This window comes from Psychromonas sp. (assembly GCF_983033635.1).
In genome coordinates this window covers 31681-44714 of the sequence record NZ_CEZLMY010000012.1, presented here as the reverse complement: position 1 = coordinate 44714, position 13034 = coordinate 31681, and the positions used below count along the sequence as shown (strand labels likewise).

The window sequence follows — 13034 nt, the reverse complement described above, 5'->3', positions numbered from 1 at the left end:
CATTATAGAGATAGCGATCACATTGGCAAGTGTTTATTTCAAATAAATGACTGAACGAATAATTAGTATACAGAATGCTGTTTTGTTCGCCATTTTTGATATCGATAACAGTATTTACTGCAGTTAAATTCACTATTTGTATTTTAGCTATATAGTATAAGAAATTTTTATGGAGATTATTTATGAGTAATATACAAATATTAGTTGGTAGTACGTTAGGTGGTACTGAATATGTTGCTGAAGCTACACAACCTTTATTGGAAGAAGCGGGATTTGATTCTGAAATTCAATTTGATCCTGATTTAAATACGTTATCACTTCAACAAGATCAAATATGGCTAATTTGCTTATCTACTCATGGTGCAGGTGACTACCCTGAAAACTTCAAACCATTTGTCGAACAACTGCAACAAGTCAATGCACCTTTAGATGATGTTCGCTACGGCATAATTGGTATTGGAGATTCTAATTACGATACATATTGTGAAGCAGCTAAAAATATTGATTTTATTTTAGAGGATATGGGAGCGGTTCGTTTAGGAGAACGTTTTGAAATAGATATTGCTAAGCATCCTATCCCTGAAGATCGTGTTTTAGAATGGATCCCGCTTTGGATTGAAGATCTAAACGAAATTATTGAAGAATAATTTAAAAGTTACCCACAGGTTTCTGTTAATAGATCATTTATAACTCTTTAATTAGTTCTGTTTAAACATTGAGTAAACCTGTGGTTAATTTAGCCTGTGAATAAGTAGCTAAACTATCCCAAAGATAAGCGCATAAAGATCCATTACTGCACACACTTTAAGATCCACTGTAAGATCCTGATCTTTAAACTCAAAACAGTTTTTTACACAGAAACTCAATTACTTAATAAGTATAGTAATAAAAGATCTTTAAAGATCTATATATAATACTAATACTATTGTTTTGATCTTATATGTTTTCCTTTAAGCTGGAAAAGAGTAAAATCCCCTCCTGTCTTTTTAACTGCTAGTTTTGGAATATTGATGAATTACCACGAACATTTTGATGTCATTGTTATTGGCGGTGGTCACGCAGGCACAGAAGCTGCTGCTGCCTCTGCACGTATGGGCATGAACACTCTATTACTTACCCATAATATTGAAACATTAGGTCAAATGTCATGTAACCCTGCTATCGGTGGGATCGGTAAAGGTCACTTAGTTAAGGAAATTGATGCATTAGGTGGTTTAATGGCCAATGCTACTGATAAAGGTGGTATTCAATTTAGAACGCTTAATTCAAGTAAAGGCCCAGCAGTAAGAGCTACACGTGCGCAAGCTGATCGTCTTTTATATAAAGCGGCCATTCGTGAAAAACTAGAAAACCAAGAAAATTTAAAAATATTTCAGCAGGAAGTAGAAGATCTTGTTGTTGAAAATGATCGTGTTACTGGTGTTGTAACAAAAATGGGAGTTAAATTCTCAGCGAAAACAGTGGTATTAACCGTAGGTACTTTCTTAAATGGTTTAATTCATATTGGTTTAAAAAATTATAGTGGCGGTAGAGCAGGAGATCCTGCATCAATTGGTTTAGCGCAGCGTTTAAAAGATCTGCCTTTACGCATGGGTCGACTAAAAACAGGTACTCCAGCACGAGTAGATGCGCGCAGTATAGATTTTTCAATATTAGAAAAGCAGCATGGTGATAATCCAACACCTGTATTTTCATTTCTAGGTTCCCGCGCAGAGCATCCTAGGCAGATCCCTTGTTTTATAACTCATACCAATGAAAAAACACACGATATAATCCGCAGCAACTTACACAGAAGTGCTATGTATTCTGGTGTTATTGAAGGTATCGGCCCTCGTTATTGCCCTTCAATTGAAGATAAGATAACCCGTTTCGCGGATAAAAATTCCCATCAGATTTTTGTTGAACCAGAAGGGTTAACCACACATGAAGTGTACCCTAATGGCATATCGACTAGCTTACCATTTGATGTGCAATTGGATTTTATTCGTTCGATGAAAGGTTTTGAAAACGCATTTATTACCCGCCCTGGTTACGCCATCGAATATGATTATTTTGATCCGCGAGATCTTAAATCCACATTAGAGAGTAAATATATTGATGGTTTATTCTTTGCAGGACAAATCAACGGCACAACTGGTTATGAAGAAGCTGCTGCTCAAGGTTTATTAGCAGGCATGAACGCAGGGCTAATGGTGCAAGATAAAGAGGGGTGGTGTCCAAGACGAGATCAAGCTTACTTGGGTGTATTGGTTGATGATCTTTCAACACTGGGTACAAAAGAACCTTACCGTATGTTTACCAGCCGAGCTGAATATCGTTTACTACTGCGCGAAGATAATGCCGATGCGCGTTTAACCGAAAAAGGTCGAGAACTAGGTATTGTTGATGATGTTCGTTGGAAAGCTTTTAGTGAAAAACAGGAAGCTATTGAAATAGAACAGCAACGATTAAAAAATAAGTGGGTTAATCCTAAATCAGCCAATGCAGAGCAAATTAACGCCTTATTGAAGAACCCTATGCAGCGTGAAAGTACGCTCGAAGCTATGATTCGTCGTCCTGAAGTTAGTTACAACAGCTTAATGTCAGTTGAAGGATTAGGTCCTGCTATCGAAAATGTACAAGCAGCTGAGCAAGTTGAAATTAATATCAAATATCAAGGTTATATCGATCGCCAGTTAGACGAAATTGAAAAACTTAAGCGCAATGAAGATACTTTATTACCTAATGATCTGGATTATGCTGATATTAAAGGTTTATCAAATGAAGTCGTTGCAAAACTAAATGATATTAAACCTGAAAGTATTGGCCAAGCTTCACGTATTTCAGGAATAACCCCAGCAGCTATTTCTATTTTGTTGATTTATTTAAAGAAAAACGGTTTAAGACGTAAGGTTTTATAAAATGAGTTTACTTGAACAATTACAAAAAATGCTTGATAGCACGGATCTTGAAGTTACCGATATTCAAAAAAAACAGTTAGTACAACTGGTTGAGTTACTGAATAAATGGAATAAAGCGTACAATCTCACTTCCGTAAGAGATCCTAAGCAAATGCTTGTCAAACATATAATGGACAGTATAGTTGTCTCCCCGCATCTCCAAGGGGAACGATTGATTGATGTTGGGACTGGACCTGGTTTACCGGGGTTACCTTTAGCTATTTTAAATCCGGATAAACAGTTCGTTTTGTTGGATAGTTTAGGAAAACGTTTGCGTTTTATTCGTCAGGCCCTGCTAGAGCTTGGTTTAAAAAATGTAACGGCAGTACAGAGTCGAGTTGAAGAATACCAACCTGATGAAAAATTTGATGTGGTACTGAGTCGTGCATTCGCTTCACTTCAAGATATGCTTTTTTGGTGCAAACATTTACCGAATGAAAATGGTCACTTTCTGGCTTTAAAAGGTCAGTTTCCAGATCAAGAAATTGCGCAATTAGACAAGCAGTTTGAATTTATTGAATCAATTTCATTACAAGTTCCAACACTTGAAGGTAAGCGTTGTTTGGTGAAAGTAAAGCGTGTTTAAATATTAGTATTAATAACTTAATTTAAGAGTAAATTTCTGTGGGTAAAATAATTGCAATCGCAAACCAGAAAGGTGGTGTGGGTAAAACGACAACCTGTGTCAACCTAGCAGCATCTATGGCTGCAACTAAACGTAAAGTGCTGGTAATTGATTTAGATCCACAAGGTAATGCAACAATGGGCAGTGGTATTGATAAATACGAAGTTGCCCATACTGCTTACGATCTGTTAATTGATGAATTACCGTTAGATCAAGTCGTTGAAACTGATACCACTGGTGGTTACGATATTGTTGCCGGCAATAGTGATGTTACGGCAGCTGAAGTTAAGCTGATGGAGTTTTTTGCGCGGGAAACACGTTTACGCAGTGCATTAGAAAACTACAAAGGGCAGTACGATTACATTTTTATCGACTGCCCGCCTTCATTAAACATGCTAACTGTTAACGCCATGACTGCTGCTGACTCTGTTTTAGTACCAATGCAATGTGAGTATTATGCATTGGAGGGGTTAACCGCTTTAATTGATACGATCAGTAAACTCGCGTCTGTGGTCAATTCAGATCTTAAGATCGAAGGTATATTACGAACTATGTATGATCCTCGTAACCGTCTATCTTCAGATGTATCAGATCAGCTGAAAAAACACTTTGGTGAAAAAGTATATAGAACCATTATTCCTCGCAATATTCGTCTTGCTGAAGCCCCAAGTTTCGGTACTCCGGTTATCTATTACGATAAATCATCGAGTGGTGCTAAAGCCTATTTAGCATTAGCAGGTGAGATTTTACGTCGTGAAGAGCAACTGGCTTCGGCTAATAAAGAAAGCGCCTAAATAGGGATCACCATGTTAGGAAAAAAAAGAGGTTTAGGTAAAGGACTTGATTCTTTATTAAGCAGTAGCACAGTTAATCGTAACAAACAGGTTTCGCATGATTTTCATGCGGAAAAAACCCAGCAGTTAGTTGATGATGTTAAAGGTGCATTAACTAATCTGGCCATTGATTGCTTACAGGCAGGTAAATATCAGCCTCGTAGAGATATGTCAGCCGAAGCTCTTGATGAATTAGCAAACTCAATTTATGCGCAAGGTATTATCCAGCCAATCATAGTTAGAGAAACCGGTCATCAAAAGTATGAGATTATTGCCGGTGAACGTCGCTGGCGTGCTGCAAAAATTGTTGGTTTAGAAAGCGTTCCCTGCTTAATTAAAAATGTTGAAGATAATGCAGCCATTGCAATTGCATTAATTGAAAATATTCAACGTGAAAATCTTAATGCGATGGAGGAAGCTATTGCACTTAAACGCCTTTTAGAGGAGTTCGAGCTAACCCATAGTGAAGTAGCAAAAGCGGTTGGTAAATCGCGTACCACTGTTAGTAACCTATTACGTTTAAATAACTTAAATGATGATGTTAAAGTATTACTGGAGCACGGTGATATTGAAATGGGAAATGCGCGAGCGCTTTTAAGCTGCGCTGGAATCCTGCAATCAGATCTCGCAAAGATCGTTGTTGCAAAGTCATTAACGGTTCGTGAAACTGAGCGTTTAGTAAAAAAAGCATTAAACCCCAAACCAGTCAAAGAAACTCCCCCTCCTTGTGCGAAAGAGGAGCTGATAATTAATACCCTGCAGGATAAGTTTGGTTTAGCGGTAACGGCTAAAACAGGTAATAAAGGTGCAGGTAAACTGGTTATTGATTACAAAACACTAGCTGATTTAGATGCATTAATTTCGATTATTGAAGAAAGCTGAACGCTTTTAAAAATTGTAAATTTAAACTTTCTGACTCCCCTGAAAACTCCGTTATTTGACAATAGATAAAGTGGTTATTTTAAGGGGTAGTTTAAATATCCCCTCTGTATAGCAGTATGCTATTACAAGTAAACCACACATTTTGTTAACGATTTTATCGCCACGGCCTGTAATTATTGTTCTATTGCTCTAGCTCACATTTTTTGTGAAGATTAATAAATAAACTCCTTTGTATTATTACCCTGGTATCTGCAAAGAACCCTGCTGTCAAAGACCTGACAGTTCGTGAAGCTGGAAATTAGTGAGAAAATCATTAAACAGTTAATCTGCAAAACAAGCTATCCTTTTCAGCGATAAGGCGGAATAAATTAGCAATAGCTTTGCAAATATACTTGGTTTTTCCATTGCTGAAAAATAGTGTAATAAAGGCCCTTTAAAGCTGAAAGTAAATTACACTACTCTCGTGGGTTGAGAAGGTTTAGCCGTAAGAATTAACCTAGATCAATAAAAGACCCTGCTCTTCTTGTGCTTTTATTACGCGAGGTGTAATTTATTTTCATGATTACTCAATAACAAATTAACCTTTCATAAAGATGTTATTTTGTTAACAATATACTAACTTATCCACTCATTGCGTGTGCTCTATATTGCATTGATTGGCTTTGTCGGTATACTTTACGCAATATTTTTAATCTGTGTCATAGAAGTAGTTAATAAAAAACATCTTATTTGGTGCAGGCTGAAAAATAAAAGGAAATCATAATGGTCGATAAACTAGCAGTTAAAAGTCAGAGAGCAGGGCTAAAGTTAGTGCGCTTTCAATTTTTGCTGGTTCTTCTACTTGCACTGATTTCAACAGTCGTTTTATCTGCTAAGCCTGGTTATTCAGCTTTGGCCGGAGGAATGACTTTTGTGCTTCCTAATTTTATTTTTGTTTTAATGGCTTTTGCTCATGCTGGTGCCAGTAAATCAAAACTAGTAGTTAGGGGGTTTTTCGCTGGAGAGGCGATAAAGCTCTTTCTTACTGTCATTCTCTTTATGGTGTTTTTGAAATATGGAGCGCTATCATTAACAGCATTTTATATTTCTTTTTCATTATTAGTGATTTCTCAGTGGTTAGCGCCTTTCTTTTTTTATAACAACGATGGGATAAAACATGGCTGATCATGGTGAAGCTCTAACATCATCAAGTTATATTCAGCATCACCTAACAAACCTTACATGGAGTGTTGATGGTGGCTGGAATGCACATGATGCTGGTTTTTGGACTTTTCACGTCGATTCATTACTGTTTTCAGTAGGACTCGGGGTATTATTTCTTTGGTTGTTTCGTAGTGTCGCTAAAAAATCAACAATCGGTGTGCCTGGAAAATTACAGTGCTTCATCGAAATGGTGGTTGAATTTGTAGAAGAGAATGTAAAAGATACCTTTCATGGCAAAAATGCTTTGATCGCACCTTTAGCATTAACAATCTTCGTCTGGGTTCTCTTAATGAACCTGATGGATTTGATCCCTGTTGATATTATACCTGGCGCAGCGCAAGCAGTCGGAATACCTTATCTTAAAGTTGTACCTACAACTGATTTAAACGTTACATTTGGAATGTCATTAAGTGTTTTCGCTTTAATCATTTTCTACACTATCAAAGTAAAAGGGGTGGGTGGATTCGTTAAAGAATTAACTCTTCAACCTTTTAATCATTGGGCATTTATTCCGGTTAACTTTATCCTTGAATCAGTCACGCTTTTAGCAAAGCCTGTTTCACTGGGATTACGTTTATTCGGAAATTTATATGCCGGTGAGTTACTCTTTGTTTTGATAGCATTATTGGGTTACTGGCAATTACCATTGTACTTTCCATGGGCCGTATTCCATATATTAATTGTTGTTCTGCAGGCCTTTATCTTTATGATGTTGACGATTGTATATCTCAGCATGGCACACGAAGATCACTAGTTAGTTTAGGTATAACGTTAATTTTTACTTTTTATAAGTAAGTACTTTTTAAACATAAAACAATTTATTTTATTTGGAGAATTTTCATGGAAACAGTATTAGGTTTTACTGCAATTGCTGTAGCACTTCTAATTGGTCTTGGTGCTGCGGGTACAGCAATCGGTTTTGGTATCTTGGGTGGTAAATTCCTAGAGGGTGCAGCACGTCAACCTGAAATGGCACCTATGTTACAAGTTAAAATGTTCATCGTTGCAGGTCTTATCGATGCAATCGCAATGATCGGTGTTGGTATTGCATTATTCTTTACTTTTGCAAACCCATTCCTAAGTCAACTTGTATAATATCGGATCCTAATTAACTAAATTATTAAGGAGCCGTTATGAATATAAACGCAACCCTACTAGGCCAGGCTATCGCATTTGCGGTATTTGTTTGGTTCTGCATGAAGTATGTGTGGCCACCACTTCTTGGCGCGATCGAAGAGCGTCAAAAGAAAATTGCTGATGGTTTAACACAAGCTGAACGTGCAGGAAAAGATCTTGAGTTAGCACAAGCTAAATCAACTGATAAGTTGAAAGAAGCGAAAGCACAAGCTGCTGAAATTGTTGAACAAGCGAATAAACGTCGCGCACAAATTGTTGAAGAAGCAAAAGCTGAAGGTGAAACTGAGCGTCAAAAAATAATTACGCAAGGTGAAGCTGAAGTTGAAGCGGAACGCAACCGTGCTCGTGAAGAGTTACGCCAACAAGTTTCTGCTCTTGCTATTGCGGGTGCTGAGAAAATTATTAAGCGTTCTATCGATAAAGAAGCGAACAGCGACATTATTGATAAATTGGTTGCTGAACTATAAGGAGCGAGCTTATGTCTGAACTGACTACCGTAGCTCGTCCTTATGCAAGAGCTGCTTTTGAATTTGCCGTTGATAGTAACAAAATCGAAGCTTGGTCTGAGATGTTGTTTTTTGCTGCAGAAGTTGTAAATAATCCAACGATGGCAGAAATATTAACAAGTGATAAAGCGACAAAAGAGCTAGCCAACCTATTTATTAATGTTTGTGATGATCAGCTCGATGAGAATGGTCAGAACTTAATTAAAATAATGGCTGAAAATGGACGTTTGAGTGTTTTACCTCGCGTAGCTGAACTCTATGCTGATTTAGTCGCTGAACATAAGAAAGAGATCGACGTAACTGTTGTATCTGCTTATGCATTAGCTAAAAAGCAAAAAGATGAGTTGAGTAAATCGTTAGAAAAACGTCTCGCACGAAAAGTAAATCTAAATTGTAGTATTGATAAAACCCTAATTACTGGAATGGTAATTACAGCGGGTGATTTAGTGATTGATAGCACAGCTAAAGGTCAACTAAATCGATTATCTAATGCTTTACAATCTTAATGGGAAATTGGCATGCAACTGAATTCCACTGAAATTAGCGATCTTATCAAGCAACGAATTGGAAAATTTGAAGCGGTAAGCGAAGCGCGTAACGAAGGTACAATCGTTTCTGTAAGCGATGGTATTATTCGTATCAATGGCCTTGCTGAATGTATGCAAGGTGAGATGATTGAGTTACCAAATGGTAGCTTTGCTATGGCACTTAACCTTGAGCGTGACTCTGTAGGTGCAGTAGTTATGGGGCCTTACCGTGACCTTAAAGAAGGTCAAAAGGTTAAATCAACTGGTCGTATTCTTGAAGTACCAGTAGGTAAAGGTCTGTTAGGTCGTGTTGTAAACACACTAGGTGAGCCAATTGATGGTAAAGGCCCGATTGAAAATGACGGTTACTCTCCTATTGAAGTTATTGCACCGGGTGTAATCGAGCGTAAATCAGTTGATCAACCAGTGCAAACTGGTTGGAAATCAATTGATTCAATGATTCCAATCGGTCGTGGTCAACGTGAATTAATCATCGGTGACCGTCAGGTAGGTAAAACTGCTATTGCGATTGATGCAATTATTAACCAAAAATCAACCGGTCTTTACTCTGTCTATGTTGCGATTGGCCAAAAGGCATCAACAATTGCAAATGTAGTACGTAAGCTTGAAGAACATGGTGCGCTTGAGAACACTATTGTTGTGGTTGCATCAGCTTCTGAAGCTGCTGCCCTGCAATACCTGGCACCTTACGCTGGCTGTTCTATGGGTGAATACTTCCGTGATCGCGGTGAAGATGCACTGATTGTCTATGATGATCTATCTAAACAAGCGGTTGCTTACCGTCAAATTTCACTGCTGCTTAAACGTCCGCCTGGCCGTGAAGCATATCCTGGTGACGTTTTCTATCTTCATTCGCGTCTTCTTGAGCGTGCATCTCGTGTAAGCGCAGATTACGTTGAGAAATTCACTGAAGGTGCAGTGAAAGGTAAAACAGGCTCTTTAACTGCATTACCTATCATTGAAACGCAAGCGGGCGATGTATCAGCATTCGTACCGACTAACGTAATCTCTATTACTGATGGTCAGATTTTCTTAACAACTGAACTGTTTAATAGCGGTGTTCGTCCAGCCGTTGATCCAGGTATTTCTGTATCACGAGTTGGTGGTGCTGCACAGTGTAAAGTGATTAAAAAGCTATCTGGCGGTATCCGTACAGCACTGGCGCAATACCGTGAATTAGCGGCATTTGCTCAGTTTGCTTCGGATCTTGATGAAGCAACGCGTAAACAGCTTGACCATGGTAAGAAAGTAACTGAATTAATGAAGCAGAAACAATACGCTCCAATGTCAGTTGTTGAACAAGCATTATCACTGTTTTCAGCAGAGAAAGGTTATCTAAACGATATTGATGTTGAAAAAGTATTAGACTTTGAAGCGTCTCTAATCTCTTATGCTAAAAATGAGCATGCTGAGTTCTATGCTCAAATTAATGAAACCGGTGATTACAGCAAAGAAATTGAAGGGCAATTCAAGGCTATCTTGGAATCTTTCAAAGCAACGCAAACCTGGTAATTAGTTAACTGCTTAGGTAGTTAATTAATCATTAATAGGAGCTAGAAATGGCCGGCGATAAAGAAATTAGAAATAAGATCGCGAGTGTTAAAAACACGCAAAAGATCACTGGCGCCATGGAAATGGTTGCAGCATCAAAGATGCGTCGTGCGCAGGAGCGCATGTCTAGCAGTCTTGCATATGCGACAACTATGCGCAAAGTGATTGGTCATATCGCACTTGGTAAATTGGAATATCACCACCCTTATCTTCAAGAAAGAGAGATTGAGCGTGTTGGTTATATTGTCATTTCAAGTGATCGTGGTTTATGTGGCGGTTTAAATATTAACTTATTTAAACCTGTTATTGCAGCAATGCAGCAACACTCGGCAGCGGGTGTTGAAGTTGATTTGGCCGTAATTGGCTCTAAAGCGACTGCATTCTTCAATGGATTAGGTGCTAACGTAGTAGCTCAAAACTCTGGTTTAGGCGACTCACCAACTGTTAATGATTTAATCGGTTCGGTGAAAATAATGTTAGATGCTTATGATGAAGGCAAACTCGATCGTTTGTATATAGTGAACAATAAATTCATTAGTACCATGGTACAAGAACCTACAATCAGTCAACTGTTACCCCTGCCCAAAGCAGAGGGTGATAAAGAAGTTGCTTCCGATCACTGGGATTACATCTACGAAGGTGAAGCTAAAGATATTTTAGATTCACTATTAGTTCGTTATGTTGAATCTCAAGTGTATCAGGGCGTTGTTGAGAACTTAGCTTGTGAGCAGGTTTCTCGAATGGTTGCAATGAAATCTGCAACAGATAATGCAAATGACTTGATTGAAGAGTTACAACTTGTTGCCAATAAAGCACGTCAAGCTGCAATTACTCAGGAACTTTCTGAGATTTGTGGCGGTGCTGCTGCGGTATAAGCAAATTAATAATTTAAGATTTTAGAGGATCAAAGATGAGTACAGGTAAAATCGTTCAGATTATCGGTGCTGTTGTGGATGTTGAATTCCCACAAGATGCCGTACCGAATGTGTACAGCGCATTGATCGTGACTGCAAAGAATCTAACAATGGAAGTACAGCAACAAATTGGTGGCGGCGTTGTTCGTTGTATCGCCATGGGTGCTTCTGAAGGTTTAAGTCGTGGTTTAGAAGTAACTGATACAGGTAATGCAATCACAGTACCAGTTGGTACGGCTACATTAGGCCGTATTATGAATGTACTGGGTGAGCCAATTGATGAATGTGGTGATTTAGGTGCAACTGAGCATTATGAAATTCACCGCGCGGCACCTTCATATGAAGATCAGGCTGCATCAGTTGATACACTTGAAGTTGGTATCAAAGTTATCGATCTAATCTGTCCATTCGCAAAAGGTGGTAAAATCGGCCTATTCGGTGGTGCAGGTGTTGGTAAAACAGTAAACATGATGGAGCTTATCAATAACATCGCATTAAAACATTCAGGACTGTCTGTTTTCGCTGGTGTTGGTGAGCGTACTCGTGAAGGTAACGATTTCTATTTTGAAATGCAGGAAGCCGGCGTTGTTAACGTTGAGAAGCCTGAATTATCAAAAGTAGCAATGGTTTACGGTCAGATGAACGAGCCACCAGGAAACCGTTTACGTGTAGCGCTAACCGGTCTGACTATGGCCGAGCGTTTCCGTGATGAAGGTAAAGATGTATTACTGTTTATCGATAATATCTACCGTTATACACTAGCCGGAACTGAAGTATCAGCTCTACTGGGTCGTATGCCTTCAGCCGTTGGTTACCAGCCAACGCTTGCTGAAGAGATGGGTGTTCTTCAAGAGCGTATCACATCAACTAAGACAGGATCTATTACGTCAATCCAAGCGGTATACGTACCAGCCGATGACTTAACCGATCCGTCTCCAGCAACAACCTTTGCCCACTTAGATGCAACGGTTGTATTATCACGTAATATCGCATCGCTAGGTCTATACCCGGCAATCGATCCACTTGATTCTACTTCCCGTCAACTTGATCCGCTGGTTGTTGGTCAAGACCATTATGATATTGCCCGTGGCGTACAGGGTATCCTGCAGCGTTACAAAGAGCTTAAAGATATCATTGCTATTCTAGGTATGGATGAGTTATCTGAAGAAGATAAGCTGGTTGTATCTCGTGCACGTAAAGTTGAGCGTTTCTTAACTCAGCCTTACCACGTTGCTGAAGTTTTCACAGGTCAGCCTGGTATTTACGTTCCACTTAAAGACACATTAGCTGGCTTTAATGGTCTTATCAACGGTGAATACGATGATATACCTGAGCAAGCTTTCCTATACGTAGGTACTGTTGAAGAAGCGGTAGAAAAAGCGAAAGGCTTATAATAACCGGAGGTTACTATGACTAAAGCAATGACCACTCATTTAGATGTTGTAAGTGCTGAAATGTCTCTCTTTTCAGGGCGTGTTTCACATCTGCAAGTATCCGGTCAAGAAGGTGAGCTGGGTATTATGCCTGGACACACTCCGCTATTAACACCAATTAAACCTGGTATGGTTCAATTAGTGAAACAACATGGTGGTGAAGAAGTCATTTATATCTCAGGTGGTTTTCTTGAAGTACAGCCTGGTGGTGTAACTGTGCTTGCTGATACAGCGATTCGAGGTGCAGACCTTGATAAAGCTAAAGCAGAAGCGGCTAAACGTGCTGCGGAAGAGCAAATTTCAAATCCTGGTAAGGATATTGATTACGCTCGTGTTACAAGTGAATTGGCAAAAGCAATTGCACAACTACGTGTTATCGAGTTAACCAGAAGGTGATATTTTAACTTTCTGCAAAAGGCGACCTATAGGTCGCCTTTTTTATATTTTAAATCACTATAAAAAG

The 13034-nt window shown here is 38.8% G+C and carries 14 protein-coding genes; all 14 read left to right on the top strand.

Features of this window, described 5'->3' with window-relative positions:
* The first annotated feature begins 182 nt into the window (after nt 1-182).
* The 14 genes from mioC to AC4GME_RS03025 all read left to right on the top strand — a co-directional run bounded on the left by mioC (nt 183) and on the right by AC4GME_RS03025 (nt 12967).
* Nucleotides 183-647, top strand: coding sequence for an FMN-binding protein MioC (mioC, locus tag AC4GME_RS03090; protein WP_490378997.1), 465 nt, complete (start codon nt 183-185; stop codon nt 645-647).
* A 363-nt stretch (nt 648-1010) separates the two neighbouring features.
* Nucleotides 1011-2900 (top strand): tRNA uridine-5-carboxymethylaminomethyl(34) synthesis enzyme MnmG, encoded by a 1890-nt coding sequence (gene mnmG, locus AC4GME_RS03085; protein WP_490377122.1) that lies wholly within the window; start codon nt 1011-1013, stop codon nt 2898-2900.
* A 1-nt stretch (nt 2901) separates the two neighbouring features.
* Nucleotides 2902-3525 (top strand): 16S rRNA (guanine(527)-N(7))-methyltransferase RsmG, encoded by a 624-nt coding sequence (gene rsmG, locus AC4GME_RS03080; RefSeq protein ID WP_490377123.1) that lies wholly within the window; start codon nt 2902-2904, stop codon nt 3523-3525.
* Nucleotides 3526-3563: 38 nt separating this feature from the next.
* Nucleotides 3564-4358, top strand: a complete 795-nt coding sequence (locus AC4GME_RS03075) for a ParA family protein (RefSeq protein WP_490377124.1) — start codon at nt 3564-3566, stop codon at nt 4356-4358.
* 12 nt (nt 4359-4370) lie between these two features.
* Nucleotides 4371-5279: a ParB/RepB/Spo0J family partition protein gene (locus tag AC4GME_RS03070; protein ID WP_490377125.1), complete on the top strand. Its 909-nt coding sequence runs from the start codon at nt 4371-4373 to the stop codon at nt 5277-5279.
* A 762-nt stretch (nt 5280-6041) separates the two neighbouring features.
* Nucleotides 6042-6443 (top strand): ATP synthase subunit I, encoded by a 402-nt coding sequence (locus AC4GME_RS03065; RefSeq protein WP_490377126.1) that lies wholly within the window; start codon nt 6042-6044, stop codon nt 6441-6443.
* Nucleotides 6436-7236, top strand: a complete 801-nt coding sequence (gene atpB / locus AC4GME_RS03060; RefSeq protein ID WP_490377127.1) for a F0F1 ATP synthase subunit A — start codon at nt 6436-6438, stop codon at nt 7234-7236. Before AC4GME_RS03065 ends, atpB begins: the two co-directional genes overlap by 8 nt.
* An 86-nt stretch (nt 7237-7322) precedes the next feature.
* Nucleotides 7323-7577 (top strand): F0F1 ATP synthase subunit C, encoded by a 255-nt coding sequence (gene atpE, locus AC4GME_RS03055; protein ID WP_490377128.1) that lies wholly within the window; start codon nt 7323-7325, stop codon nt 7575-7577.
* Between the two features lie 38 nt (nt 7578-7615).
* Nucleotides 7616-8086 carry a F0F1 ATP synthase subunit B gene (gene atpF / locus AC4GME_RS03050; RefSeq protein ID WP_490377129.1) on the top strand — a complete coding sequence of 157 codons (471 nt, stop codon included), beginning with the start codon at nt 7616-7618 and terminating at the stop codon, nt 8084-8086.
* 11 nt (nt 8087-8097) lie between these two features.
* The gene (gene atpH / locus AC4GME_RS03045; RefSeq protein ID WP_490378996.1) at nt 8098-8631 is read left to right on the top strand and encodes a F0F1 ATP synthase subunit delta; all 534 of its coding nucleotides are present in this window, start codon (nt 8098-8100) and stop codon (nt 8629-8631) included.
* A 12-nt stretch (nt 8632-8643) separates the two neighbouring features.
* Nucleotides 8644-10185: a F0F1 ATP synthase subunit alpha gene (gene atpA, locus AC4GME_RS03040; RefSeq protein ID WP_490377131.1), complete on the top strand. Its 1542-nt coding sequence runs from the start codon at nt 8644-8646 to the stop codon at nt 10183-10185.
* A gap of 47 nt (nt 10186-10232) precedes the next feature.
* Nucleotides 10233-11099, top strand: coding sequence for a F0F1 ATP synthase subunit gamma (atpG, locus tag AC4GME_RS03035; protein ID WP_490377132.1), 867 nt, complete (start codon nt 10233-10235; stop codon nt 11097-11099).
* Nucleotides 11100-11134: 35 nt separating this feature from the next.
* Nucleotides 11135-12532, top strand: coding sequence for a F0F1 ATP synthase subunit beta (gene atpD, locus AC4GME_RS03030; protein ID WP_490377133.1), 1398 nt, complete (start codon nt 11135-11137; stop codon nt 12530-12532).
* A gap of 15 nt (nt 12533-12547) precedes the next feature.
* Nucleotides 12548-12967: a F0F1 ATP synthase subunit epsilon gene (locus AC4GME_RS03025; protein WP_490377134.1), complete on the top strand. Its 420-nt coding sequence runs from the start codon at nt 12548-12550 to the stop codon at nt 12965-12967.
* Nucleotides 12968-13034: the final 67 nt, after the last annotated feature.

Excerpts from the sequence above, each read along its gene's own strand:
- mioC (WP_490378997.1), top strand. The coding sequence starts at position 183 with ATGAGTAATATACAAATATTAGTTGGTAGTACGTTAGGTGGTACTGAA.
- mnmG (WP_490377122.1), top strand. The coding sequence starts at position 1,011 with ATGAATTACCACGAACATTTTGATGTCATTGTTATTGGCGGTGGTCAC.
- rsmG (WP_490377123.1), top strand. The coding sequence starts at position 2,902 with ATGAGTTTACTTGAACAATTACAAAAAATGCTTGATAGCACGGATCTT.
- AC4GME_RS03070 (WP_490377125.1), top strand. The coding sequence starts at position 4,371 with ATGTTAGGAAAAAAAAGAGGTTTAGGTAAAGGACTTGATTCTTTATTA.
- AC4GME_RS03065 (WP_490377126.1), top strand. The coding sequence starts at position 6,042 with ATGGTCGATAAACTAGCAGTTAAAAGTCAGAGAGCAGGGCTAAAGTTA.
- atpB (WP_490377127.1), top strand. The coding sequence starts at position 6,436 with ATGGCTGATCATGGTGAAGCTCTAACATCATCAAGTTATATTCAGCAT.
- atpE (WP_490377128.1), top strand. The coding sequence starts at position 7,323 with ATGGAAACAGTATTAGGTTTTACTGCAATTGCTGTAGCACTTCTAATT.
- atpF (WP_490377129.1), top strand. The coding sequence starts at position 7,616 with ATGAATATAAACGCAACCCTACTAGGCCAGGCTATCGCATTTGCGGTA.
- atpH (WP_490378996.1), top strand. The coding sequence starts at position 8,098 with ATGTCTGAACTGACTACCGTAGCTCGTCCTTATGCAAGAGCTGCTTTT.
- atpA (WP_490377131.1), top strand. The coding sequence starts at position 8,644 with ATGCAACTGAATTCCACTGAAATTAGCGATCTTATCAAGCAACGAATT.
- atpG (WP_490377132.1), top strand. The coding sequence starts at position 10,233 with ATGGCCGGCGATAAAGAAATTAGAAATAAGATCGCGAGTGTTAAAAAC.
- atpD (WP_490377133.1), top strand. The coding sequence starts at position 11,135 with ATGAGTACAGGTAAAATCGTTCAGATTATCGGTGCTGTTGTGGATGTT.
- AC4GME_RS03025 (WP_490377134.1), top strand. The coding sequence starts at position 12,548 with ATGACTAAAGCAATGACCACTCATTTAGATGTTGTAAGTGCTGAAATG.